This window comes from Prauserella oleivorans (assembly GCF_042685745.1).
GTDB classification, from domain to species: domain Bacteria; phylum Actinomycetota; class Actinomycetes; order Mycobacteriales; family Pseudonocardiaceae; genus Prauserella_A; species Prauserella_A oleivorans.
The window spans coordinates 5,076,378-5,099,085 of record NZ_JBHUNT010000001.1 but is presented as its reverse complement, the minus strand read 5'-3'; the positions used below and the strand labels follow the sequence as shown (position 1 = coordinate 5,099,085).

25 protein-coding genes and 1 tRNA gene are annotated in these 22,708 nt (G+C 70.4%); 15 read left to right on the top strand and 11 right to left on the bottom strand.

Annotation, left to right across the window (positions count from 1 at the left end; genetic code table 11):
• The first annotated feature begins 13 nt into the window (after positions 1–13).
• A complete protein-coding gene (locus ACFSZT_RS25105) occupies positions 14–604 on the top strand; it encodes a hypothetical protein (RefSeq protein ID WP_377384988.1) in 591 nt (196 codons plus the stop codon).
• A 68-nt stretch (positions 605–672) separates the two neighbouring features.
• On the opposite strand, the gene ACFSZT_RS25100 is transcribed toward ACFSZT_RS25105, so the two are convergent.
• From ACFSZT_RS25100 to aceE, 6 genes are all read right to left on the bottom strand, one after another.
• Positions 673–1,920 carry a beta-ketoacyl-[acyl-carrier-protein] synthase family protein gene (locus ACFSZT_RS25100; RefSeq protein ID WP_377384990.1) on the bottom strand — a complete coding sequence of 416 codons (1,248 nt, stop codon included), beginning with the start codon at positions 1,918–1,920 and terminating at the stop codon, positions 673–675.
• A gap of 31 nt (positions 1,921–1,951) precedes the next feature.
• Positions 1,952–2,197, bottom strand: coding sequence for an acyl carrier protein (locus ACFSZT_RS25095; RefSeq protein ID WP_377384992.1), 246 nt, complete (start codon positions 2,195–2,197; stop codon positions 1,952–1,954).
• A 72-nt stretch (positions 2,198–2,269) separates the two neighbouring features.
• A complete protein-coding gene (locus ACFSZT_RS25090) occupies positions 2,270–3,256 on the bottom strand; it encodes a beta-ketoacyl-ACP synthase III (protein WP_377384994.1) in 987 nt (328 codons plus the stop codon).
• A complete protein-coding gene (locus tag ACFSZT_RS25085) occupies positions 3,253–4,167 on the bottom strand; it encodes an ACP S-malonyltransferase (RefSeq protein ID WP_377384996.1) in 915 nt (304 codons plus the stop codon). The genes ACFSZT_RS25090 and ACFSZT_RS25085 overlap by 4 nt, the downstream gene beginning before the upstream one ends.
• A gap of 180 nt (positions 4,168–4,347) precedes the next feature.
• A complete protein-coding gene (locus ACFSZT_RS25080) occupies positions 4,348–5,541 on the bottom strand; it encodes a PucR family transcriptional regulator (protein WP_377384998.1) in 1,194 nt (397 codons plus the stop codon).
• Positions 5,542–5,889: 348 nt separating this feature from the next.
• A complete protein-coding gene (gene aceE / locus ACFSZT_RS25075; protein WP_377385000.1) occupies positions 5,890–8,700 on the bottom strand; it encodes a pyruvate dehydrogenase (acetyl-transferring), homodimeric type in 2,811 nt (936 codons plus the stop codon).
• A gap of 376 nt (positions 8,701–9,076) precedes the next feature.
• Here aceE and ACFSZT_RS25070 point away from each other — a divergent pair, with 376 nt between their 5' ends.
• The 12 genes from ACFSZT_RS25070 to ACFSZT_RS25015 all read left to right on the top strand — a co-directional run bounded on the left by ACFSZT_RS25070 (position 9,077) and on the right by ACFSZT_RS25015 (position 16,107).
• Positions 9,077–9,502 (top strand): DUF3052 domain-containing protein, encoded by a 426-nt coding sequence (locus ACFSZT_RS25070; protein WP_377385002.1) that lies wholly within the window; start codon positions 9,077–9,079, stop codon positions 9,500–9,502.
• Positions 9,503–9,605: 103 nt separating this feature from the next.
• A complete protein-coding gene (locus ACFSZT_RS25065) occupies positions 9,606–10,067 on the top strand; it encodes a peroxiredoxin (RefSeq protein WP_377385003.1) in 462 nt (153 codons plus the stop codon).
• A 42-nt stretch (positions 10,068–10,109) separates the two neighbouring features.
• Positions 10,110–10,181, top strand: a tRNA-Val gene (locus ACFSZT_RS25060).
• A gap of 88 nt (positions 10,182–10,269) precedes the next feature.
• Positions 10,270–11,175 (top strand): tyrosine-type recombinase/integrase, encoded by a 906-nt coding sequence (locus tag ACFSZT_RS25055; protein WP_377385004.1) that lies wholly within the window; start codon positions 10,270–10,272, stop codon positions 11,173–11,175.
• 572 nt (positions 11,176–11,747) lie between these two features.
• Positions 11,748–12,053 carry a hypothetical protein gene (locus ACFSZT_RS25050; protein WP_377385006.1) on the top strand — a complete coding sequence of 102 codons (306 nt, stop codon included), beginning with the start codon at positions 11,748–11,750 and terminating at the stop codon, positions 12,051–12,053.
• Positions 12,046–12,384 carry a hypothetical protein gene (locus ACFSZT_RS25045; RefSeq protein ID WP_377385007.1) on the top strand — a complete coding sequence of 113 codons (339 nt, stop codon included), beginning with the start codon at positions 12,046–12,048 and terminating at the stop codon, positions 12,382–12,384. Before ACFSZT_RS25050 ends, ACFSZT_RS25045 begins: the two co-directional genes overlap by 8 nt.
• Positions 12,381–13,484, top strand: a complete 1,104-nt coding sequence (locus ACFSZT_RS25040; RefSeq protein WP_377385009.1) for an AAA family ATPase — start codon at positions 12,381–12,383, stop codon at positions 13,482–13,484. Before ACFSZT_RS25045 ends, ACFSZT_RS25040 begins: the two co-directional genes overlap by 4 nt.
• Positions 13,485–14,016: 532 nt before the next feature.
• On the top strand, positions 14,017–14,217 hold the full coding sequence (locus ACFSZT_RS25035) for a hypothetical protein (RefSeq protein WP_377385010.1): 201 nt from the start codon (positions 14,017–14,019) through the stop codon (positions 14,215–14,217).
• Positions 14,214–14,432 carry a hypothetical protein gene (locus ACFSZT_RS25030; protein ID WP_377385011.1) on the top strand — a complete coding sequence of 73 codons (219 nt, stop codon included), beginning with the start codon at positions 14,214–14,216 and terminating at the stop codon, positions 14,430–14,432. The genes ACFSZT_RS25035 and ACFSZT_RS25030 overlap by 4 nt, the downstream gene beginning before the upstream one ends.
• Positions 14,433–14,543: 111 nt before the next feature.
• Positions 14,544–14,765, top strand: a complete 222-nt coding sequence (locus ACFSZT_RS25025) for a hypothetical protein (RefSeq protein ID WP_377385013.1) — start codon at positions 14,544–14,546, stop codon at positions 14,763–14,765.
• Positions 14,765–15,646, top strand: coding sequence for a hypothetical protein (locus ACFSZT_RS25020; RefSeq protein ID WP_377385015.1), 882 nt, complete (start codon positions 14,765–14,767; stop codon positions 15,644–15,646). Before ACFSZT_RS25025 ends, ACFSZT_RS25020 begins: the two co-directional genes overlap by 1 nt.
• Before the next feature lie 104 nt (positions 15,647–15,750).
• On the top strand, positions 15,751–16,107 hold the full coding sequence (locus tag ACFSZT_RS25015; RefSeq protein WP_377385016.1) for a hypothetical protein: 357 nt from the start codon (positions 15,751–15,753) through the stop codon (positions 16,105–16,107).
• A 188-nt stretch (positions 16,108–16,295) separates the two neighbouring features.
• Here ACFSZT_RS25015 and ACFSZT_RS25010 read toward each other — a convergent pair whose 3' ends face one another.
• From ACFSZT_RS25010 to ACFSZT_RS24995, 4 genes are all read right to left on the bottom strand, one after another.
• A complete protein-coding gene (locus ACFSZT_RS25010) occupies positions 16,296–16,493 on the bottom strand; it encodes a hypothetical protein (protein ID WP_377385017.1) in 198 nt (65 codons plus the stop codon).
• A 166-nt stretch (positions 16,494–16,659) separates the two neighbouring features.
• Positions 16,660–18,690 (bottom strand): cell division protein FtsK, encoded by a 2,031-nt coding sequence (locus ACFSZT_RS25005; protein WP_377385018.1) that lies wholly within the window; start codon positions 18,688–18,690, stop codon positions 16,660–16,662.
• A complete protein-coding gene (locus tag ACFSZT_RS25000; protein WP_377385019.1) occupies positions 18,687–19,454 on the bottom strand; it encodes a DUF2637 domain-containing protein in 768 nt (255 codons plus the stop codon). Before ACFSZT_RS25000 ends, ACFSZT_RS25005 begins: the two co-directional genes overlap by 4 nt.
• Positions 19,451–19,732, bottom strand: coding sequence for a hypothetical protein (locus tag ACFSZT_RS24995; protein WP_377385020.1), 282 nt, complete (start codon positions 19,730–19,732; stop codon positions 19,451–19,453). The genes ACFSZT_RS25000 and ACFSZT_RS24995 overlap by 4 nt, the downstream gene beginning before the upstream one ends.
• A gap of 322 nt (positions 19,733–20,054) precedes the next feature.
• On the opposite strand from ACFSZT_RS24995, the gene ACFSZT_RS24990 reads away from it, so the two are divergent.
• Both ACFSZT_RS24990 and ACFSZT_RS24985 read left to right on the top strand, forming a co-directional pair.
• On the top strand, positions 20,055–21,035 hold the full coding sequence (locus ACFSZT_RS24990) for a neutral zinc metallopeptidase (protein WP_377385022.1): 981 nt from the start codon (positions 20,055–20,057) through the stop codon (positions 21,033–21,035).
• Between the two features lie 27 nt (positions 21,036–21,062).
• The gene (locus ACFSZT_RS24985; RefSeq protein ID WP_377385023.1) at positions 21,063–22,169 is read left to right on the top strand and encodes a sulfite oxidase; all 1,107 of its coding nucleotides are present in this window, start codon (positions 21,063–21,065) and stop codon (positions 22,167–22,169) included.
• A gap of 1 nt (position 22,170) precedes the next feature.
• Here the strand turns inward: ACFSZT_RS24985 and ACFSZT_RS24980 are convergent, their stop codons facing one another.
• Complete coding sequence (locus ACFSZT_RS24980) at positions 22,171–22,695, bottom strand: 2'-5' RNA ligase family protein (protein ID WP_377385024.1); 525 nt, start codon at positions 22,693–22,695, stop codon at positions 22,171–22,173.
• Positions 22,696–22,708 lie beyond the last annotated feature (13 nt).

The window sequence follows — 22,708 nt, the reverse complement described above, 5'->3', positions numbered from 1 at the left end:
TAGTCTGGCGGGCGTGCCCACCCCGTCGTCACCACATTGGCGCTGGCTCGTGCCGGTGCTCATCGTGGTGGTGTCGTTGACCGTGGGCGGCGGCCTGCTCGCCCGCGAGCTGTACCAGGCGCCACAGGGCTCCGCCGAGGAAGAGGCGGCGGCGACCCCCACGACGACGTCGCTCGCGCCGGAACAGCAGCCCGGTTCATCGCGCGTGGAACTCACCGCCGATGCCGCCGCGCATCCCGAGGCGGAGGCGGTGCGCACGCTGGTGCAGACCCATTTCGACGCCATCAATGCCCGCGACTACGACTTGTGGTCCACCACGGTCGTCACCGAGCGGGTGCAGGGGCAGCCGCGGCGGGACTGGCTGGCGAACTACCGCAGCACCCGCGACGGCAGCATTCGCGTGTACCGCATCGAGTCGGCGCCGCGGGACCAGCTCACCGTCCTGCTCGCGTTCACCAGTGTGCAGGATGCCGCCGACGCGCCGTCCGAGCTGCCCGAGGACTGCATTCGCTGGCAGCTCGCCTTCCCGCTGACGGCCGAGGAGGGCGGCTGGAAGATCGATACCGTCCCGGCCGGGACCGTCCCCGAGCGCACGCGCTGCTGACGTGACGAGGCCACCGTGGGCGCGCCGGACGCGCCACGGTGGCCTCGATGCTGCCGGGTGGTTGCGGATCAGGCGGCGGTGAACAGCAGCGCCGTGTTGTGCCCGCCGAAGCCGAACGAGTTGCTGATCGCGGCGTGCAGCTCCACCTTGCGCGGTTCACCCGCCACCACGTCGAGCTCGACCTTCGGGTCGAGATCCTCGAGGTTCAGCGTCATCGGCACGATGCCGTGGTAGATGGACAGGATCGTGATGATGCCCTCGACCGCGCCCGCGCCACCGACGAGGTGTCCGAGTGCGCTCTTGGGCGCGGTGACCACCGGGTGGTCCCCGATGGCCTTCTTGATGGCCGCGGCCTCGCCCACGTCGCCCACGACGGTGGACGTCGCGTGCGCGTTGACGTGGCCGACGTCGCGTGCGCTGAGCCCCGCCATGGTGAGGGCGTTGTGCATCGCCGCGATCTGGCCGATGCCCTCCGGGTGGTTGCCCGTGATGTGGTAGGCGTCCGAGGTGATGCCGTATCCGCTGAGGCGGGCGTAGATCCGCGCGCCCCGTGCCTCGGCGCGGTCGGCCCGTTCCAGCACCACCACGCCGGCTCCCTCACCGAGCACGAAGCCGTCGCGCCCGACATCGAACGGGCGGGAGGCGTGTTCCGGGTCGTCGTTGCGGGTCGACACGGTCCTCGCCTGGGCGAAGCCCGCGATCGTGATCGGCGCGATGCACGCCTCAGCGCCGCCTGCCACCACGACGTCGGCCCGGCCGGACTGGATCATCTGGAGCCCGTTCGCGATGCCCTCCGCACCGGAGGCACACGCCGAAGCGGGCGAGTGCACTCCGGCACGGGCCTTGAGATCGATCCCGACGTGGGCCGCCGGGCCGTTGGGCATCAGCATCGGCACGGTGAGCGGCGACACCTTGCGAATGCCGTGCTCCTCGAGCAGATCGTCCTGGTTCAGCAGCGTGACGGGGCCACCGATGCCGGAACCGATGGACACGCCGAGGCGCTCCGGGTCGACGTCGGTGTGCTCGTCGGTCTGCTCGCCGAAGCCCGCGTCCGCCCACGCCTGCCGGGCGGCGATGAGCGCCACCTGCTCACAGCGGTCGAGCCGGCGTGCCTGGACACGCGGGATCCGTTCCGTCGGCTCCTCGGCGAGGGGAGCGCCGATCTTCACCGGCAGGTCGTACTTCTCGACCCAGTCGGCTTCGATGGTCCGGACGCCGCTCCGGCCGGCGAGCAGCCCGTCCCACGTGGACGTGACGTCCCCTCCGAGTGGCGTGGTGGCGCCGAGCCCGGTGATCACGACGTCGGTGTTGCTCATAGGAGTCTCCCCGAGGTAGCCAGCCGGTGTCTTACTTGGCGTTCGCCGAGACGTAGTCCACGGCGTCGCCCACCGTCTTGAGGTTCGCGAGCTCGTCGTCCGGGATCTTCACGCCGAACTTGTCCTCGGCCTGGACGGCGATCTCGACCATCGACAGCGAGTCGATGTCCAGGTCGTCCACGAAGGACTTCTCGGCGGTCACGTCGTCCTGCGCCACGCCGGCGACCTCTTCGACGATCTCGGCGAGCCCGGACAGGATCTCTGCTTTGTCTGCCACTTTGGCGGTTTCCTTCCTATTTCAGCGTTGACGCCTGCGACGGGACCTTAACGCCCGCCCGTGTCTGGAATCTCACGGGCAGATGATGACCTGACCCGCGTACGACAGGCCCGCACCGAACCCGACCATCAGCACGACGTCACCCGATTTGACGGTGCCCGCGGCACGCATGTGATCGAGCGCGATCGGGATGGAGGCCGACGAGGTGTTGCCGGAGTAGCGGATGTCGTCGGCCACCACCAGGTCGTCGCGGGCACCCTTGGCGCGCAGCCGCTTCGCGATGGCCTCGACGATCCGCAGGTTCGCCTGGTGCGGGATCAGGACGTCCACATCGGACAGCTGAAGCCCGGCGAGCTCGACCGCACGCATGGCGACCGGCGCCATCTGCGTGGTCGCCCAGCGGAAGACCGCCTGACCCTCCTGGTAGATGTAGCGGTGGTCGCGCATGTAGATCATGTCCACCTGGTCGCCCGCGCTGCCCCAGGCGATCGGACCGATGCCCGGTTCCTCGGCGGGACCGACCAGTGCGGCACCGGCGCCGTCGGCGAAGATGATCGCCGTCGACCGGTCCACCGGGTCCACGACGTCGGTGAGCTTCTCGGCGCCGATCACCAGCGCCGTCTTCGCCGAGCCCGCGCGGACGAGATCCGAGGCGACCCCGAGGCCGTAACAGAAGCCGGCGCACGCCGCGTTGAGGTCGAACGCACCGGCCGCCTTGATGCCGATGCGGTCGGCGACCTGCGCGGCGGCGTTGGGAATGGGGGAGAGCATCGAGCAGTTCGGCACGATGACCGTGTCCACTTCGGATGGATCGGTGCCCGCGTCGGCGAGTGCCTTCGCGCCCGCCGTGACGGCCATGTCCACGAGCAGCTCGTCCTTGGCCGCGAACCGGCGTTCGACGATGCCGACCCGGTCGCGGATCCACTGGTCGTCGGTGTCCATGAGCTGCGCCAGGTCGTCGTTGGTGACGCGGCGGTCGGGCTGCGTGCTGCCCACGCCCAGTACCCGCGTGGCGTCCGGGCCCCGCCGCAGGGTCAGTGCCGGTCGGCCACCTGTCATCGCACGTCCTCCAGGTTGGCGGGGGTCTTCAGCGACACGGTGCCGGTCACCGTGCCCTTGAGCTCGCGGCGGACCAGACCGGTCAGCGTACCCGCGGGCGGCAGCTCGACCGTGGTGGTGACGCCGAGGTCGGCGAGCCCGCGCATGGTCAGGTCCCACCGGACGGGCCTGGTGACCTGCTTGACGAGCCGGTCGAGGTACTCCGCGCCGCTGGTGACCACCGTGCCGTCGGCGTTGGACAGCAGCGGACGGGTGGGGTCGTTCGGCGTGATGCCCGCGGCGTGCGCGCGCAGCGCCTCCTCGGCGGGCGCCATGTAGGCGGTGTGGAAGGCGCCGGCCACCTTGAGCGGGCGCACCTTGGTGCCCTCCAGCGGCTCGGCGACGATCTTCTCGATGGCCTGGGCCGAGCCGGACGCGACGATCTGCCCGGCGCCGTTCCGATTGGCGGCTTCGAGGCCTTGTTCGTGCAGCCACGCGACGACGCGCTCGGGCTCGCCGAGCATCACGGCCGCCATGCTGGTCGGTTCGATGGCGCAGGCCTTGGCCATCTCGGCGCCGCGGACGGCGGCCAGCGCGACGGCATCGTCCGCGGAGAACACCCCGGCGACGGCGGCGGCGGCGAGCTCGCCGACGGAGTGCCCGGCGACGGGAGCGTCCTCGGGCACGCCCGCGGGCAGGTGCTCGGCGGCCAGCAGCGACGCGGCCACGATCAGCGGCTGGGTGATCGCGGTGTCCTGGATCTCCTCCGCGTCGGCCTCGGTGCCCAGTCGCAGCAGGTCGAGCCCCGCGCGATCGGACCATTGCCGGAGGCGCTCACGTGCGCCGTCGAGTTCGAGCCAGGGAGTGAGCATGCCAGGGGCCTGAGAGCCCTGGCCGGGGCAGAGAAGCGCGATCACTCCTTCAGGGAACACGGCGGGAGCGGTCCGCCGGGATGCTGACCGGTCACGAAGTAACCGGCTCGACCTTGTGGGGAGCCTACAAAGCACCCGGGCTCACCGGCTCGGGGACAGGGCCCGCGTTGTCGGTTTCGAGCAGTTTCTGTGGTGACATCGGTCACGCCATCGCGGGGTGCCGTTGACGGTGGCGGACGGTCACCACAGACCGCGGGCCCGTGCCAGCCTGCCGACCGTCAGCGCGATGCGCAGCACCAGGGCGTCGCGTGGATCGCCCGCGTTGCGACCGGTCAGCTCGGCGGCCTTGCGCAGGCGGTACCGCACGGTGTTCGGGTGGACGAAGAGCTGCCGGGCGCAGGTCTCCAGCACGCCGCCGGTCTCGAGATAGGCCTCGATCGTCTCCAGCAGCGCCGGCCCCGCTTCCTCCAGCGGACGGGCGATGCCCTCGATGAGCTGGCGTTCAGCCCCGGCGTCGCCGGCCAGCGCCCGCTCGGGCAGCAGGTCGGCCGAGCGGGCCGGGCGCGGGGCGGACGGCCAGCCGACGACCGCGCGCAGGCCGGACAGTGCCTCGACCGCGCTGTGGTGCGCCTCGGCGAGGCTGTCCACCGTGGGTCCGGCGACCACCGGACCCTCCGCGAACGCCGTGGACAGCGTCGTGAGCAATGACTGGTCGCGCGGGCCGCCCTCGGTCGGGCCACCGGCCACCACGACGAGCCGGGAGCCCTGGACACCGAGCAGCACCGGGCAGCCCGCTCGCGCGGCCTTGCTGCGGACCTCGAACACCACGGCCGGCGGATCGTCCGACGGCGGGTTGCCGACGAGGACGGTGGCCTGGGCGGCCGGGTCCCAGCCGAGAGCCGCCGCCCGGGAGAGCACGGACTCCTCGGCGTCGCCACGCACGATGCCGTCGACCACGAGCGCCTCGAGGCGTGCGTCCCACGCGCCCCGGGCCTCGGCCGCGGCGGCGTAGGAGTTGGCGGCGGCGAAGGCCACCTCCCGGCCGTAGCGCAGGATGCCTTCGATGAGGGCAGCGCGTTCGTCGTCGTCGGCCGCGAAGTCGGGCAGCTGCTCCTCGAATACCTCGATGGCCAGCCGGACCAGACCCACGGTCTGCCGGAGGCTGATCCAGCGCGACAGCTCACGCGGCGCCGAGCGGAAGGCCTCCGTGGTGAGCTTGAGCGCCTCCTGCGAGTCACGGAGCCAGCGGACGAACCCGGCGGCGCCGGTCTGGGTGATGAGCAGGACGCTGGCGCGCTGGTCGGCGGGCATCCGGCAGAACCACGGCAGCCGTTCCTCCATGGCCGCCACGCTCGCCTTGGCGAGTCGGCCGGAGGCTCGTTCGAGTTCACGCAGGGTCCTGGCGGACAGGCGCTGCCGCTTCTGAGGTGCCATTTGCTGGCGATCCTACGTGGCGGGCGGGGTGGCAGACACGCCCGGACATTACGAGACCGCCCGACGCGCTGCGGTTCACGCGGCGTCGGGCGGTCTCGTCTCCCCGGTCCCCACCGGTGATTCCACTATGGACCTTGTGGATCAAGCCTCGCCAGGGCTCTCACCCTATCGGGGCGGCAGTTCGCCGAGTCGGCGGAAGGGCCGGTGAGGCGTGGGAATGGGCTTGCCGGAGAGCGCAGCGCCGTCCGGCTCACGACGTCCACAGCGGACACCTCGGCCCGGGAAAGCCCCGGCGCGCGTTCCCTTCCGGCGGAAGGGGACGGCACGCCGGGGCCTCGTCGCGGGAGCTCAGGCGACGCCGGAGTCGGACGTCTGCGGCCCAGCCGCGGAGACGTCGTCGATCCGGTACTTCCGGGCAGCCTTGGCGACGGTCGCCTGGTCGACCTCGCCGCGCCTGGCGAGCGCCGTCAGCACGCCGACGGTGATCGACTCGGCGTCCACCAGGAAATGCCGCCGCGCTGCGGGCCGGGTGTCGGAGAAGCCGAACCCGTCCGTGCCGAGCGTCAGCATGTCCGTCGGCACCCAGGGACGGATGAGGTCGGGCACGGCACGCATCCAGTCGGACACGGCGAGTACCGGGCCGGTGGCGTCGCGCAGCGTCCGCGTCACGTACGGAACCCGTGCCTCCTCGTCCGGGTGCAGGAAGTTGTACCGGTCCACCTCGACGGCCTCCCGGCGCAGCTCCGTCCACGACGTCGCCGACCACACGGCCGCCCGCACGCCCCACTCCTCGGCGAGCATCTGCTGCGCCTTGAGCGCATCCGGCATGGTCACACCCGAGACCAGGATCTGCGCCTCGGGGCCGTCACCCTCCGGAGCCGCCGCATAGCGGTACAGGCCCTTGAGCAGGCCCTCGACGTCCAGGTTCTCCGGCTCGGCCGGCTGCTGGTACGGCTCGTTGTAGACGGTGATGTAGTAGAAGACGTTCTCGCCGTTACCGTCCGGGCCGGTCTCGCCGTACATCCGGTGCAGGCCGTCCCGCACGATGTGGGCGATCTCGAACGACCACGCCGGGTCGTACGTCACCGCCGCCGGGTTGGTGGCCGCCAGCAGGATCGAATGGCCGTCCGCGTGCTGCAGGCCCTCGCCGGTCAGCGTCGTACGGCCCGCGGTGGCACCGAGCACGAAGCCGCGCGCCATCTGGTCGGCGGCCGCGTACAGCCCGTCACCGGTGCGCTGGAACCCGAACATCGAGTAGAAGATGTAGATCGGGATCATCGGTTCGCCGTGCGTGGCGTACGACGTGCCGACCGCGGTGAACGACGCCGTCGAGCCCGCTTCGTTGATGCCCTCGTGCAGCAGCTGGCCCTGCTCGGACTCCTTGTAGGCCAACATCAGCTGCGCGTCGACGGAGGTGTAGGTCTGCCCGTGCGGGTTGTAGATCTTCGCCGTCGGGAACATCGAGTCGAGGCCGAACGTGCGCGCCTCGTCCGGGATGATCGGCACGATCCGGTTGCCGATCTCGGCGTCCTTGGCCAGCTCGCGCACGAGCCGGACGAACGCCATCGTCGTGGCGACTTCCTGCTTGCCGGAGCCCTTGCGCACGGCCTCGTACACCTTGTCGCCGGGCAGCACCAGCGGCTTCGCCCGCGCCGCACGCCGCTCCGGCAGGAATCCGCCGAGCGCCTTGCGGCGGCCGATCATGTACTCGATCTCGGGCGAGTCCTCACCCGGGTGGTAGTACGGCGGCAGCTTCGGGTCGCGCTCCAGCTCCTCGTCGCTGATCGGGATGCGCTGGGCGTCGCGGAACAGCTTGAGGTCGTCCAGCGTCAGCTTCTTCATCTGGTGCGTGGCGTTGCGGCCCTCGAACGCCGGGCCGAGGCCGTAGCCCTTGATCGTGTGCGCCAGGATCACCGTCGGCTGGCCGTGGTGCTCCAGGGCGGCCTTGTACGCGGCGTACACCTTGCGGTAGTCGTGGCCGCCGCGCTTGAGGTTCCAGATGTCGGCGTCGGAGAGGTGCTTGACCATCTCCTTCGTCCGCGGGTCGCGGCCGAAGAAGTGCTCGCGGACGTAGGCGCCGTCGTTGGCCTTGTAGGTCTGGAAGTCGCCGTCCGGCGTGGTGTTCATCAGGTTGACCAGTGCGCCGTCGCGGTCGGCGTGCAGCAGCGCGTCCCACTCGCGGCCCCAGATCACCTTGATGACGTTCCAGCCCGCGCCGCGGAAGTATGCCTCCAGCTCCTGGATGATCTTGCCGTTGCCGCGCACGGGGCCGTCGAGCCGCTGCAGGTTGCAGTTGATCACGAACGTGAGGTTGTCCAGGCCCTCGCCCGCGGCCACGTGGATGAGGCCACGCGACTCCGGCTCGTCCATCTCGCCGTCGCCGAGGAACGCCCACACGTGCTGGTCGCTGGTGTCCTTGATGCCACGCGCGTGCAGGTAGCGGTTGAACCGCGCCTGGTAGACGGCGTTCATCGGACCGAGGCCCATCGACACCGTCGGGTACTCCCAGAACTCGGGCATCAGCCGCGGGTGCGGGTACGACGGGAGCCCACCGCCCTCGCCGGCGTGCGAGAACTCCTGGCGGAACCCGTCCAGCTGGTCGGCGGTCAGCCGGCCCTCCAGATAGGCCCGCGCGTAGATGCCGGGGGAGGCGTGGCCCTGGATGAAGACGTGGTCGCCGCCCCCGGAGTGGTCCTTGCCGCGGAAGAAGTGGTTGAAGCCCACCTCGTACAGCGCCGCCGACGACGCGTAGGTGGAGATGTGGCCACCGACACCGACGCCGGGCCGCTGGGCCCGGTGCACCATGATCGCCGCGTTCCACCGGATGTACGCGCGGTAACGGCGCTCGATCTCCTCGTCACCGGGGAACCACGGCTCGTTCTCCGTGGGAATGGTGTTGACGTAGTCCGTCGTGGTGAGTGGAGCCACGCCGACGTTGCGTTCGCGGGCGCGTTCCAGCACCCTCAGCAACAGATACCGTGCGCGCCGCTGACCGCCCGTCGCCAGTGCGGCGTCGAAGGAGTCCAGCCATTCGGCCGTCTCCTCGGGGTCGATGTCGGGCAGGTGCGCTGCCAGTCCGTTGCGGATGACATGGACGCGCGCCGGGGCTCCCTGGCCGGAGGTGCTGTCGCGCCCGGCCTTGTCGTTCTGGGGGGCCAAGGGATCTCCTCGCCGATTGTCGCTTCGTTGATGCCTGTGTTCTGCCCATCGTCGTCGCATTCGCGAGCCCGGGACACCGCTACTGAACGGTAATGTGCGGGACGCGGCGTGCGCGGCGTTCGGCCAGCTGAAGCCCCAGGTCGGGCTTCCCTCCCACCCTAGTTCAGACGGGTCGCTCGCAGGGGCGCGCGGGCCGATCGGCCCGGGTGTGACCGGGCGTTTCCGCATGCGATCCTGGGCACGGGCGAGCAGGTGCTCCGGTGTGGACGGTTGCGCCGCAGGCGTCGTCAGTGTTCGCTAGCCCCATCCGTGTAAGAAGTGCCGGGCAGGCCGGGGTGGCAGGCCCGCACACCGTTGTCGTTGGAGGAGTGAAGTCGTGGTCGCCGCGGGAGACGCTGATCAGCACAGCGTCGCCGAGAGGCTTGGGATCAAGCCGGACATGGTGGTCCAGGAGATTGGCTGGGACGAGGACGTCGACGACGACCTGCGAGCTGCCATCGAGGAGCACATCGGTGCCGAGCTGCTCGATGAGGAGGCCGACGAAGTCATCGACGTGGTGCTGCTCTGGTGGCGGGACGGCGACGGGGATCTCGGCGACGCCCTGGTGGACGCGCGGGCGCCGCTCGACGAGAACGGTGTGATCTGGGTGCTGACGCCCAAGACCGGCCAGCCCGGCCATGTCGAACCGAGCGAGATCGCCGAGGCGGTGCCCACCGTGGGGCTGTCCCAGACGTCCAACCTCAGCGTCGGCGACGTGTGGGCCGCGACCAGGCTCGTGCCGAGGTCCAAATCACGCCGGTAGCGCTCAGGTGGCCGCGTGTGACGTGGTCGGGCCCGCGATAGGGTTGTCGGGCACACGCGGTCCCTTCCCGGACCGGACGACCACGCGGGAGAGGAAGCTCTGTATGGCGGTCGAGGTCGGTTCGCAAGCCCCGGACTTCACGCTCAAGGACTACAACAAGCAGGACGTCACCCTGTCGTCGTTCCGCGGGGACAAGCCGGTGCTGCTGGTCTTTTACCCGTTCGCTTTCAGCGGCATCTGCCAGGGTGAGCTCTGCCAGTTGCGGGACGAGTTCGCCGAGTACGACAACGAGGGCGTGCAGATCCTCGGTGTCTCGGTGGACACGCCGTTCTCGCTCAAGGCGTGGGCCGAGCAGCAGGGCTACCAGTTCCCGCTGCTGTCGGACTTCTGGCCGCACGGCGAGGTGGCGAAGAAGTACGGCGTGTTCAACGACCAGGCGGGTCTGGCCGTCCGCGGCACCTTCCTGATCGACAAGGAGGGCGTCGTGCGCTTCGCCGAGGTCAACCAGCCCGGCGAGCCGCGCGACCAGAACGCGTGGAAGAAGGCCGTCTCGGAACTGGCCTGACCGGCTCGAGGCGGTGCCGGGGGTCATCCCGGTGCCGCCCTGGGGCGCATAGCTCAGCGGAAGAGCACCTGCCTTACAAGCAGGGGGTCGCAGGTTCGAACCCTGCTGCGCCCACCGATGAGGGGCTGACCAGGAGGAATCCGGGTCAGCCCCTCATTCGGCTCACTTGCACGTCGCACAGCGACACGATAACTTGCGTCCCATGCGTGCGCAATGGGACGCCTTGGTCCGTGACTTCGGCAAGGTGCTGCGGGCCGAGAACAAGGCCCCTCGAACGATCGACACCTACCTCACCTCGGCCGAGGCCATGGTGTCGTGGCTCGAGGAGCAGGGCCGCCTCGGCGAGCCCGGTGAGGTGACCCGCCACGACCTTGGCGAGTGGATGGCGCACCTGATCGAGACGCGCTCGCCGTCCACCGCAAACGTCCGCTACCGGTCGGTGCAGCAGTTCTGGAAGTTCCTCGTCGTCGAGGGTGAAGTCGAGCGCTCGCCGATGGAGCACATGAAGCCGCCGCACGTGCCCGAGGCCCCGGTCGACGTGCTCCCTGTCGAGACCATCAAGGCGCTGCTCAAACAGTGCGACGGCCGCGACCTCATCAGCCGCCGCGACACGGCAATCATCCGCCTGCTCATCGACACCGGTGGCCGGTTGTCCGAGGTCGCCGGTCTCACCCTGGACGACATCGACCTCGACCGCGACGAGGTGACCGTGCTCGGTAAGGGCCGACGGCCGCGGGTGCTCCCGATCGGCGCCAAGACCTCGCTCGCGCTGTCGCGCTACCTGCGCGAACGTGCCAAGCATCGGCACGCGGAGCGGCGCGAGCTGTGGCTCGCCGACAAGAACCGGCCGCCGATGACCGACAACGGCATCAAGCTCATGCTGCGTCGCCGCGGCCGTGCGCTCACTCCGCCGCTGCCGAACCTGCACGCCCACCAGTTCCGGCACACCGCCGCGCACAAGTGGCTGGCCGCCGGCGGGAACGAGACCGACCTCATGCGGCTCATGGGCTGGCGCAGCCCGCAGATGCTGCGCCGTTACGGCGCCTCGAAGGCTGACGAGCGTGCCCGGGAAGCGCACCGGCGCCTGGGTTTGGGTGACCAACTGTGAAACGGTCGGACGCAATTCCGAGAAAGTGTAGGTGCAATGCGGAAGAGAAGCGCGCTTTCCTGGCTCGAATGTACCTACACCCGACTCTGACCAGGGAAAACAGAGGTGGTGTGATCTGAAAAGCCTTCGCCGCGCCGCGTGTCGAAATGGTGGACAAGCACGCTGTTACGTAGATTTCCGCTCGACAGAAAATTAAAGGACCCGAACCCCCGCTAGCGGCCAAACTACGACGGGGGCCGGGCCACCACCCCACCCGGGCACACGTGTGCCCAGAAGGGCAGGCTCATTATGGCAGCCTCCAAGTCCCTCACGCCGGAGCAGCGGAGTCTGCGCGCCAGACTCGCAGCCGAGGCCATGCACCGGCAGGGCAAGACCAACACCGCGCCGGCGACGGCCGCGTCGCTCGCACGCTTCGAGCGGCAAGTTGACCCCAATGGGGAACTTGCCCCAACGGAACGCGCCAAGCGGGCCGAGCACGCTCGCAGGGAGTACTACACCCGATTGGCGTACCGCTCGTCTCGTGCTCGTGCAGCCGCCCGCGCTGCTCGCACAGCCCGGGGAGGCGACGCGGCATGAACGCGAAGAGCCCCCGCCGGGCAGATGCGGGGGCTCTCAGCACGGACGAGACGCGAACCAAGTCCGAGCGAGAGTCTACCCGCCGCCCTACCCGCATTGCCTCCGCCGACGCCTACGAACCTGCGGGCAACCGTCGCCGCTGGCTCGTCGTCGTGGCCCGCTGTCCTCACTGCAACGGCAGCCACAGCCACTACGGCGACTCGGTGGGCGAGCTGCTCACCGCGCGCAAGGCTGGCTGTGGCCGGCCGTACGCGCTGCGGCTGTCCCGGCTGTTCCATGCCGGGGGTGGTCGGCATGACTGACGACCTGGTGACCCTGACCCGCGCCGAGTACGCCGCACTGGTCACCGATGCCGAGTGCTGGCGGCAGCTGTGGCAGTCCGAGCACATCCGCGACCTGCTCGCCGAGTGGCGCGAGTGGCGCGAGCGTCGTGACCTCTCTGCGAGCACCGCGGCAATGGCCAGCCTCGCCGACTGGCGGGCCATCGCCTCGGCGCCCACCTACGCCGAGCTCGAGCGGCGGCGCCACACCTACGACCGGCCCGCGCTCACCCCTGCCCAGATCCGGCAGCGTGCGCAGGCATCGCTTGCCGCGTTCGAGCGCCGACACGGACTGAACAGGGGGGCCGCGTGACCAACATTGCAGCGTTCCCCGTTCCCCACAGTGAGGACGGGGAACAGGGGAACGCCCGGCCCCGCCGTGTCCGTTCGCGGCCGGTGTCGAGCATTCCGCTCAAGCGTCGGACATGGCTGTGGGACAGCCGGGTGCCGCTCGGTGAGTTGACGCTGTGGGTCGGTCACGCCGGTATCGGCAAGAGCCAAGCCGCGGTGTGGTTGGCCGCAGAGTTGTCCCGTGGTCGTCTCCCTGGGGAGCTGTACGGCCAGCCCTCGCCCGTGCTGTACCTCGGCACCGAGGACTCATGGAGCTACACCCTCGCGCCGCGGTTCGTGGCATCCGGTGCCGACCTCGACATGGTGCACCAGCTCTACGCCGAGAGCGTCGACGGCACCGAAGCCGTGGTGTCGCTCGCCGTCGACCTCGACGAGCTGCGGGCGGAGGTCGAGGCCACCGGAGCGCGGCTGATCGTGCTGGACGCTCTGCTGTCGACCATGGCCGGTGCCGACCTGGTGAAGCAGGGCGTCGTGCGCCGCTACCTCGAACCCGTGTCCCGGCTCGCGCAGGACTTGAACATCGCTGTCGTGGGCGTCGCTCACTTCCGCAAGAGCGCCGGAGCGGACCCGCTGCACATGATCGCCGGTTCGGCCGAGTTCGGTCAGGTCGTGCGTTCCGCTATCGGCTTCGCCCGGGACCGCGACGCCGACGACGACTCCTGCGTGATGTCGCTGATCAAGACCAACATCGCTCCGCAGGGATTGCCGAGCATCCGTTACCGGGTGGAACCCGCGCTTGTCGACACCCCGGACGGCCCCACCGACGTGGGCCGGTTCGTGCCGCTCGGTGAGGTCGACACCCACATTCGCGACCTGCTCGATCAGGAATCCGCGGCGCCAATCGACCGCACGGAGCGTGACGAGGCGGCCGCGTGGCTACAGGACTACCTCGTCGAGCAAGGCGGTTCGGCGTCCCGGAAGGACATCTTCAAGGCAGGCCGCGCCGCAGGGTTCAGCGAAGCCACGATCAAGCGCGCGAAGGACAAGGCGAGGGTTCGTCACGAGTCAGTCGGTTTCCCCCGAACGACCGTATGGACAGTCGACCCCGGGGGGTCGGCATGAGTGGCGTTCCGGCAGTCAGCGCAGTGGGCTCACTGCCTGTCGGGTTGAGCCGACTGAGCCGACTGAGCCGACTGGGTGTGACCTGCGGAAATGGTCCGCGATGCCAGCCCAGTCAGTCCAGTTGGCTCAAGGCTCACTGCCTGAGCCAACTGAGCCGACTGCACACCGAAGAGCGCACGAAGGGAGCGAAGAGCGCAAGGGCAGAGCACCCGCTCCCTTCGCTCCCTTCGGCGCTCCCTTCGCCGTGTTCCCAACGTTCCCGAGGTGTTCCCGGGGAACAGGGAACAACCGGCGGGAACAGCGTTCCCATGTTCCCCACCCCCGGTGTGGGGAACGGGGAACACGCCACAGAACAGGAGGACCAGTGACCCTGGCGAAAAAAGCGAACTTGCGAACTAACCCGCTGACCTGCACAAACGCGCGCGGCTTAGTTCGCAAGTTCGCAGTTCGCCGAATTAAGTCCCCGACGTTTCCGCAGGTCAAGCCCATAGTTCGCAACTTCGCTTATTTCGCAGACCCAGTAGGAGGACCAGTGACCCTGCCCGCGAACGGCACCGAGTACCGGCCCTGCCGGTACTGCCACACGGCCGTGCTGATCTACCCGCCCGAGGACGGGGCCGACCCGCTCGTGACGTGCGGACGCTGCGCAGGCGAACCCCACGCCGTCATCAGCAAGCTCAGGCGCGGTGTCTACGGACCCGTGTCAGAACTGTCCGAAAGGAAGCCCGCATGACCGGTCCGTTCGCCATCACCGACGAGGAGGAAGTCGCGGCCATCACCGCAGAGCTCCGCGACCTCGAGCGTTGCGCATCTTGCGGAGGTGGCCCCGCGCTCCTCGTCGAGCACGGCACCGTGGAGCCGTTCGTCGCCCACGCCGTCGACTGCGCCGGCCTCCTCGCCAGCGCCGTCGAGATCGGCCTCGACAGCCTCTTCCCCGGGGGGAGGTGAACCCGTGACCCTCGTGACCCTGCTCAACCTCGCCACCCTCGCACTCGCCGCCGCGTGCTGCGGCCTCGTCGCCGCCACACTCCGCAAAACCTCAACCCAGGAGGACGACCAGTGACCGACCCCACGCCGCTCCGCGGCAACACCCTCAACGACCTCGCCGCCGAGTTCCAACCGCTCTTCGACGCTCGCGCCCAGCAAATCGAGTGGGAACGCCTCGAACGCGAACACCGCGTCAAGCTCGCCCAGCTCGAAAAGCGAGACAAGGCCCACCAGGTAGCGGCCGCCTTCGACGAGGCGTTCGCCCAACTCGAACAGAACCAGGAGACCCTCTAATGCAGATCACACTCCCGCCCGCCGGCAAGCTCCCCGCCATCAAGGCCGCGCTCACGCTGCTGCCCGAGAAGCATCGGCACCTGCCGCCCGAGCTCGCCGAATTCGAGAAGCTGCTCGACACCCTCCGCGACCTTCCCGAACCGCTCACCGATACCGAGATCGCCCGCAGCCTCGCCGATGCCGAGCCCAACGAGCTGCCCGCGCTGCTCGACACCCTCGCCACCGAGAAAGCACGAGGCGAGGCCCTCCGCGCCGCCAACGGCAACGGCCTGCGGACCCTGCTCGAGCGCCGTCGCAGCAGCGCCGTTCTCGCCGCGCTCCCCGATGTGCTCGAACGCCTCGCCCCCGTGTTCACCCAGGCCACCGACACCCTCGCCAAGGCCGGAGCCGAACTCCCCGAGGGAGCCGCCGCGCTCGACCCCCAGGCCGTGCTCGACAGCAACGCCGGGTCGGCCTACCACCAGGCGCGCCAGGCCCTCGACACCATCCAGCGCATCGGTGCCGTCGTCCCCGTCCACCTCCGCCAGGACGGCACCACCCGCAGCGGCAGCCAATGCGTCGCCGTCGTCGACGTGCCCGTCTGCGGTCCCTACATCACCGATGGCCTCACCACCGGCTACCTCAACAACCCCGACGAGCTCGAGCTACTCAAGGCCGTTGGCCGCCTGGTCGACGACTACAACACCGACCCCCGACTCGCCCTGCTCGAGGTAGTCCGCGGCCGCTACACCGGCTGCAGCCTGTCCCTCGCAGCAACCGTCGATGAGGCACAGCAGCGCATCGAACGCATCAGCACCGCGAGCAAGGTCAAGCGCGAGGATGCGCTCAGCGAACACCAGCGGCGCAGCCTCGACCGGCGGCAGTGGCGCACCGTGCGCTAGGGGTGGGGGGTGACCCCCGCCCCGCCGGGCACAGGGACCGCCGGGGAGGTGCCTCGCAGTCCAGGCACCTGAACGCATCCCGCGCGCGCGAGGAAGGAAGCACGATGGAACTACAGGAACGGGGCCGGCGCCTGTGGGCGTCGCTGCTCGAGCAGGACACGGAGCTTGCCGACGAGCGTGATCCTCGCCGCGAGGTCGCGTTGTCTGCCTGTCGCACGGCGGATCGGGTGGAGTTGCTCGAGCGGATGGCTGCGGAGGTGCCGCCGGTGCTGGACGGAAAGACGCACCCGGTGCTGGTGGAGGTGCGACAGCAGTCGGCGTTGCTGGCCCGCCTGGTGGCGGCGCTGCGACTACCGGACGAGCATGGCCGGCGGCCGCAGCGGCGGCAGCTGCGTGGTGTACACCAGCCTGCGGCGGTGTCGTCGCTGGAACGCGCTCGGCGCGCGAAGACGGGCGGGTAAGTCCCAGGCAGCAAGAAGGCCCCCGGCAATGCCGGGGGCCTTCTGTGCGCTACGGAGCAGGCATCGACTACATCCGAGGATCACTCTACCGGCCTGTAGCGACAATCCGGGGCTGAACAGGCCGTAGACGCGAGGAACCCTCCGCCGCGTGTGTCGGGGCGGAGGGTTCGTTGTTCTCGCCGCTGTGGTCACCTCAGTAGGCGCCTGCCGAGGCGTTCCTTGCGGCCGGTGCCGCCGCAGCGTGGGCAGGGCCGCCATGCCTTGCCGGACGGTGAGCGTCGCTTGCCGGCGCCGGAGCAGCGGCCACACGCCGTATAGGGCCAGATGGCCAGCGAGGTGCCGTAGATCAAGGCGGCGACGAGCACCGCGGCAACGAGATCGGTCATGTTTCCTCCCAGGGGTGACGGGGGTGGCCGTTGGGGTGGGTGGCGCCGGGCGGGGTGGATCTCCACCCCGCCGGTCACCCTGTTCAGCCACCTCGGTTGACGTGCGGAAACCTGGCGGGGGTGCCTCGGCGGGCGGGGTGAGTCGACCGCCCGCCGAGGCACCGGATCACGTGTCGTTGCCTCCTTGCGCGGCGTGGATATCCGCGAGGCGGACGACGATGTTGCCCTTGAGGCGGCGCACGGGGATGCCGTGCTCCCGGTGCAGCCGGTCGACGAGCAAGGAGCCGGTGAACCGCTCGGAGTAGCCGGGCCGGTCCCGGAGCCGGGCGGCGACCTGGGCGGCCTTCTCCACCTCGTCGACCATGACCTCGGCGATGTCGTCGAGCAGGGTCGGCAGCTCGCCGGCCTCGGCCTCGGTGGGTGCCCGCATCGCCTCGACGGCCCGAGCGATGATCGGTGACACCTCGTCGTTGCCCTTGGACACGTCGAGGAAGTAGACCTGCACGATGTCCGAGCGCTCGCCGGTGAAGCCCTTCACGACGGCCGTGCCGCGGTCGGTTCCGGGGATCAGCTCGGTTGCCCGGTGGCCGGCGGCGTAGGCGCCCTGGCCGAGCAGCGCGTCATTGGCCACGTGGTCACCGACCGCGAACGCGATGCCGTTGGAGCAGTTGCGGGTCACGTCGCGGGGCATCGAGTCCTTGGTCGGGGCCTGGGTGGAGACCAGCATGTGGATGCCGCGCTTGCGGCCGAGTCGCACGATGTCCACGAGCAGCTGGGAGATCTCCTTGCCGTGCGCCCGGTGCTGGATCGCGACGTGTGCCTCCTCGAGTAGGCACACCAGCGGGTGCAGGCCGATGCCCTTCGAGGCCAGTTTGCGGGTGACCGCGGGCTCGCCGTGCCGGATGAGCAGCTCGCCCCGGCGCTGGACCTCGGCGTGCAGCGCCTGCAGGTCGGCGAGGATCTCGGCGATGCGTTCGTCCTCAGCGCCCATCACGTAGCGGGAGCAGCGCGGGCGGAACGCCTCAAAGTCGAAGTTGGCGTCCGGGATCCAGATGCGCAGCTCGACGGTGGGGTCCAGCGCGGCGCCGGCCATGATGACCCGGGCCGCCGACGACTTGCCCTGTCCGGGCATGCCGCCGGTGATGGTGTTGCGCTCCATGAGCGGGGCGACGATGGGCTCCCCGCGCAGCGTGCGGCCGAACGGCACGCCCTTGAACACGTCCACCTCGGCCCCGTCGAGCAGCGGATACGGCCCGGCCCCGGATTCCAGTGCGCCCTTGTCGGCGACCCACAGGTCCAGAATCCCGGCTTCGGCGCCGGTGGTGGGCCATACCTCTTTGGCGAGCCGGTGCAGACCAGTGGCGAGGTCGGCCCGGCGTCGCGCGATCCGCTCGGCCGTAACCCCAGCGGGGAGGCGCACCACAGCATGTGTTCCTCGCCCATCGACTCGGGCGGGGACGAGGAACTGCAGCGGCAACCCCTGCTTGAGGTGGCTGGAGATCTGCGGGATACGCAGCGCGTCCAATGCCCGGGCGATGGTGCTCTCGTCGATCGCCACATCCTCCACGGCGTCGTCGCTGGTGCGCGTCCACGACGGCCGCCACGACGAGTAGCGGCGGCCCTGGTCCCACAAGTAGAGCGTCGCCAACGCGATGACACCGGTCACCAGCACCGTCCCGTACGCGGTGGCGAACCACCAGCTCCACACCACGGCGTCAATGGCGGCGCCGATCGGCTCGACCAGCAGCGTCGCATCCTTCGATGCCACCGCCAGCACCGCGCCGAGCGCCAACAGCAGCCCGGCGACGGCGAGCAGGATCATGCCGGCGGCCTTCGCCAGGTGGATCGGCGCCTGTACCCAGTCCATGACCCGGACGTGCCGCCGCTGCTTCTCCCCGGTCTCGGCCTCCAGCCAGTACCGCAACGCCTCCTGGTCGCCAGCGGCTTCGGCGGCACGCATCTGCCGCTCGTAGCGGGACACCGAGTGCGCATCCCACCAGCGGCGCGCCACCACCCCGACCCCGGCCGGTATGTACAGCAGGTGCCGCGCCAGGCCCTTGCCAGCCTTCCGGGTCCGCTCGTCCCGGACGAGGCGGGCGGTGGCCTGGACCACCCGGCGAGCCGGTGGCGTGGGCACCACCTCGGCGTCCAGCACGGTGCGCTCCACCTCGCGCGGCTGGTAGCGCTCCACGCTCATCGCGCCTCACCGCCTGCCACCCGCAGCGCCGGACGCCGCTCGGCCGCCAGCTGCTCGAGCAACCGCCGCGCCTGGTTCTCGCTGACACCCAGCTCGCGAGCCAGCCGACCGCGGCCGACCTTCACGCCCTCGGCCTCACCAGCCGCCACCAGGTACCGGGCACGGTCCACCAGGGTGGTGGTCGACTGCCCGGCAACCAGGTCGCTGCGTTCGCCAGCTCCACGGTCGAGGCTTGGCTCTCCAGTTCCTCCTTTTAAGGAGGAACTGGAGATGCGCCCAGCCTCATCACGGTTGAAAGGTCCTCCTTGCAAGGAGGACCTTTCAACCGGGCGGCCCGAGGCTTGATTCGCCGTGGTTCCCTCCTTGCAAGGAGGGAACGACAATGCGCCCGGCACGGCCAGGGCGGCGAGGTGCGCCACCGCGCCGAGCACCGCCGGCGGCACCGCGGCCACCGCCACCACCGCCCACCACGGCGGCACCACCTGATACGCCACCAGCTCGTGCGAGGTGGCGTTACCGGCCACCGACAGCCCGATCATCGACAGCGCCAGCGTGCGAGCGAACCGGCGCGCACCCTCGGCACCGGCCAGCCACAACCGGGTGGCCACCAGCGCGGCCGCGTCGACCGTCACCGGCAGCAGCCACGCCAACCCGGCCGGTGTCCCGGCCAGCACCGCGAGTTGCCGCAGCGCATCGAACGACAGCACCGCGGCCGCCGCAGCCACCACCGCCAGCCCTGTCCACGTGATCCACGCGCGGCTCATCGGCCCTCATACGACACGGTGCAGCGCGATCTCCGCTCGTCAGGTGACAGAAATCTGTCAACCGTCGAGCACGAGCCTGGCTCGGCGAGGTACCGCTCGACGGACTCCACATCGGCCAGCGCGGCCGGTGCGAGCTCCCTCACCACCTCGCGCTCGACTTCGGCCAGCTCAAGCTCGGCGGTGGCACGATTGGCGAACTGCTGGGACAACTCGGACAGCTGCAGCGCCATCCGCAGGAACTCGCGGGCACGCGTGACGTGCTCTCTAGACTCGGCCATGGGTCGGAACCTCTTCTTCCGATCAAGGCCCCGGCAGGTGGTGGAGTCACCGCGCCGGGGCCGTCTCAACTAGGACGGCGTGCGCGGTGCCAGTGACCCGATAACTGTGGGCACGTTGCTCGCGACCGAACAGGGAAAACCCTGGTCATGCACGTCGCTCGACGGGTGATGTCTTACAAGCAGGGGGTCGCAGGTTCGAACCCTGCTGCGCCCACCGACTCGATCGGTGTCCCGGCTCGCGGATTCCCGTGTCGCCGCACCGCCCGGTGCCGGTCCGGACTATTCTCTGTCTGGTTTTCCGGACGCCGAGCAGAGGTCTGTCGTGGATGTAGCTGGTGACGAACCCGGGCGTCCGGTGGGGGCGCCCGGTTTTTCGCGGCCCTACCTCGAGGACCTCCCGCTGGCCACGCTCGACCCGCAGCCTGCCGACTCGCCCGCGTCGCCACGCCGTCGCTCCCGATGGCTGCGTGGCGTTCCCCTGGCCGTCGGAGCCGCACTCGCCGGGCTGGCCGTGTTCGTGGCGACCGGGTTGCCCGGCAGCGCGGGACCGGACGGTGCAGGCGGCGCATCCGCCCCACCGAGGGCGGAGCAACCGCATGACGGCGCCGCGTCTCCCGGCGTGGCGGACAACCGGCTGCACACGGCCGGTGTCGGACCCGCTCCGGTCGGTTGCGACCTGCCCGTGCTCGGCGGTACCCGTACCGAGCTGCGGGCGTTCTACGAGGCCGAGGTCCGGTGCCTCGACGCCGCGTGGCGGCCCGTGCTGCGGCGGATCGGTGCCCCGTTCACGCCGGTCGCGGTCGAGTTGGCGGACGATCCCACCACGCGGTGCGGCGCGCTGCCGCCGGCTCACCGGGCGACCGGGCTCTACTGCGACGTCGACAACACGATCTACCTGCCGCGCGGGCGTGTGCTCGACTCGCTCGGCCTCGTCACCGAGGCGCACGTGGCGACGCTGGCGCACGAGTACGGCCACCACGTGCAGAAGTTGAGCGGCATCCTCGACATGGTCAACCGGGAGCTTTCCCGGCACGCGCCCGGCAGCCCACCCGACCGCGAACTCGGCAGGCGCGTGGAGCTGCAGGCCAACTGTTTCGCCGGACTGTTCCTCGCGAGCGTGGGCGGGCGCGGCTCGATCGGGCATGCCGACGCCGAGGCCGCCGTGGAGGATTTCCGTAACTGGGTGGACAGCGACACCCACGGCTCCAGTCGTACGCAGCTGCGCTGGGCCAGGGCCGGCTTCACCGGCGGCACCGTGGACGCGTGCGACACCTGGAGCGCGCCGCTGTCGGAGGTCGACTGAGCGGGCCGGGACGCGCATGCTGACCTGATGGACCCACAGCTCGCCGACGTCAGCCTCCCCGCCCGGCTCGCGGGTGACGACGAGGGCATCACCATGGAGGAACTCGCTCTCGCCGCCCGCAACCACGGCCTGCCGCTCGAGGCACTCCGCCACGACGTGACCCCGCCCGGACTGCACTACCTGCTCGTCCACTACGACATCCCGGACCTCGATCCGGCGGACTGGCGGCTCGCCGTCACCGGACGGGTCGGGACCTCGCTGGAGTTGTCCCTCGACGACCTGCGTGCGCGCCCGGCGACCACGGTGCGCGTGACCATGGAGTGCGCGGGCAACGGGCGGGCGCTGCTGCGGCCGCGCCCGGTCAGCCAGCCGTGGCTGGTGGAGGCCGTCGGCACCGCGGAGTGGACGGGCGTGCCGCTGCGGTCCGTGCTGGAGAAGGCCGGGGTGGACGCCGGCGCCGTGGAGGTCGTCTTCACCGGCGCGGACCACGGCGTCGAGCGCGGGGTCGAACAGGACTACCAGCGCGGCCTGCCCCTCGGCGACGCGCTGCGGGATGAGGTCCTGCTCGCCTACGCGATGAACGGTGCCCCGCTGCCGCCCCAGCACGGCTTCCCGCTGCGCCTGGTGGTGCCGGGCTGGTACGGCATGGCGCACGTCAAGTGGCTGACCTCGATCGAGGTGGTCGACACCCCGTTCCGCGGGTTCCAGAACGCCGTGGCCTACCGCACCCGGCAGTCCGCGGACGAGCCCGGCGAGCCGGTCTCGCGGATCCTGCCGAGGGCACTGCTCGTGCCACCGGGCTTCCCCGACTTCCAGACCCGCCGGCGCGTGGTGCGGCCCGGCCGGGTGGAGCTCACGGGGCGGGCGTGGTCCGGGCGGGCGCCGCTGACCGCGGTCGAGGTGAGCACCGACGACGGCCGGACGTTCTCGCCTGCCGTCCTCGACCCCGACGGCGGGCACCGCTGGGCATGGCGGCGCTGGCACGCCACCTGGGAGGCCACCCCCGGCCAGCACACGCTGGCCGTCCGGGCGTGCGATGCCGAGGGCAACACCCAGCCCGACGACGGCGCGTGGAACCGCGGCGGCTTCGCCAACAACCTCGTGCACCGCGTCCCCGTCGTCTGCCTGAGCTGAGTCACGGCAGCGTGTCCAGGCGCCACAGCTCACCCGTGGCGCTGTCGATGAGCGCCGCCCTGGTGACGGTGACGGTCAGCGGGAGCACCTCGTACACCGCCGCGGCCACCGCGGGCAGGAGGTCCGTGCGCGCCCGCGTCACCAGGGAGGAGTGCGGGAGCCAGCGGCCGATCTCGTAGTGCTTGTGCACGAGCGCCCCCGTGGCCCGGACCGCGTCGACCACGGCCTGCTGCCGGGGGACGAGGTCCGCGTGCACGGCAGGTGCCAGCGCCACGCGGCCGCGCCGGAAGGCGGCGACGGCGTCGAACGTGAGCTCGAACGGTCCACGGTCGGCCAGCGACTCGACGGCGGTCCGGACGGCGTCGAGATCCCAGTCGAGCAGGACGACGTAGGACAGGTGCGGGTGATGCCTGCCGTGGGTGTGCGAGGACAGCGTCGGCACGCCGACCGTCTCCAGGCGCGCCCACAGATCGCGCAGGGCGCGCTCGGATCGCCCGTCGAAAAGGAGGCAGACACCCAGCGCCACGGGCCGACCGTAG

Coding starts and splice junctions, on each gene's coding strand:
- ACFSZT_RS24985 (WP_377385023.1), top strand. CDS start 21,063: ATGGACCCACAGCTCGCCGACGTCAGCCTCCCCGCCCGGCTCGCGGGT.
- ACFSZT_RS25080 (WP_377384998.1), bottom strand. CDS start 5,541: ATGGCACCTCAGAAGCGGCAGCGCCTGTCCGCCAGGACCCTGCGTGAA.
- ACFSZT_RS25005 (WP_377385018.1), bottom strand. CDS start 18,690: ATGAGCGTGGAGCGCTACCAGCCGCGCGAGGTGGAGCGCACCGTGCTG.
- ACFSZT_RS25015 (WP_377385016.1), top strand. CDS start 15,751: ATGGAACTACAGGAACGGGGCCGGCGCCTGTGGGCGTCGCTGCTCGAG.
- ACFSZT_RS25065 (WP_377385003.1), top strand. CDS start 9,606: ATGGCGGTCGAGGTCGGTTCGCAAGCCCCGGACTTCACGCTCAAGGAC.
- ACFSZT_RS25020 (WP_377385015.1), top strand. CDS start 14,765: ATGCAGATCACACTCCCGCCCGCCGGCAAGCTCCCCGCCATCAAGGCC.
- ACFSZT_RS25055 (WP_377385004.1), top strand. CDS start 10,270: ATGCGTGCGCAATGGGACGCCTTGGTCCGTGACTTCGGCAAGGTGCTG.
- ACFSZT_RS25100 (WP_377384990.1), bottom strand. CDS start 1,920: ATGAGCAACACCGACGTCGTGATCACCGGGCTCGGCGCCACCACGCCA.
- ACFSZT_RS25050 (WP_377385006.1), top strand. CDS start 11,748: ATGAACGCGAAGAGCCCCCGCCGGGCAGATGCGGGGGCTCTCAGCACG.
- ACFSZT_RS24995 (WP_377385020.1), bottom strand. CDS start 19,732: ATGGCCGAGTCTAGAGAGCACGTCACGCGTGCCCGCGAGTTCCTGCGG.
- ACFSZT_RS25045 (WP_377385007.1), top strand. CDS start 12,046: ATGACTGACGACCTGGTGACCCTGACCCGCGCCGAGTACGCCGCACTG.
- ACFSZT_RS25000 (WP_377385019.1), bottom strand. CDS start 19,454: ATGAGCCGCGCGTGGATCACGTGGACAGGGCTGGCGGTGGTGGCTGCG.
- ACFSZT_RS25090 (WP_377384994.1), bottom strand. CDS start 3,256: ATGACAGGTGGCCGACCGGCACTGACCCTGCGGCGGGGCCCGGACGCC.
- ACFSZT_RS25030 (WP_377385011.1), top strand. CDS start 14,214: ATGACCGGTCCGTTCGCCATCACCGACGAGGAGGAAGTCGCGGCCATC.
- ACFSZT_RS25010 (WP_377385017.1), bottom strand. CDS start 16,493: ATGACCGATCTCGTTGCCGCGGTGCTCGTCGCCGCCTTGATCTACGGC.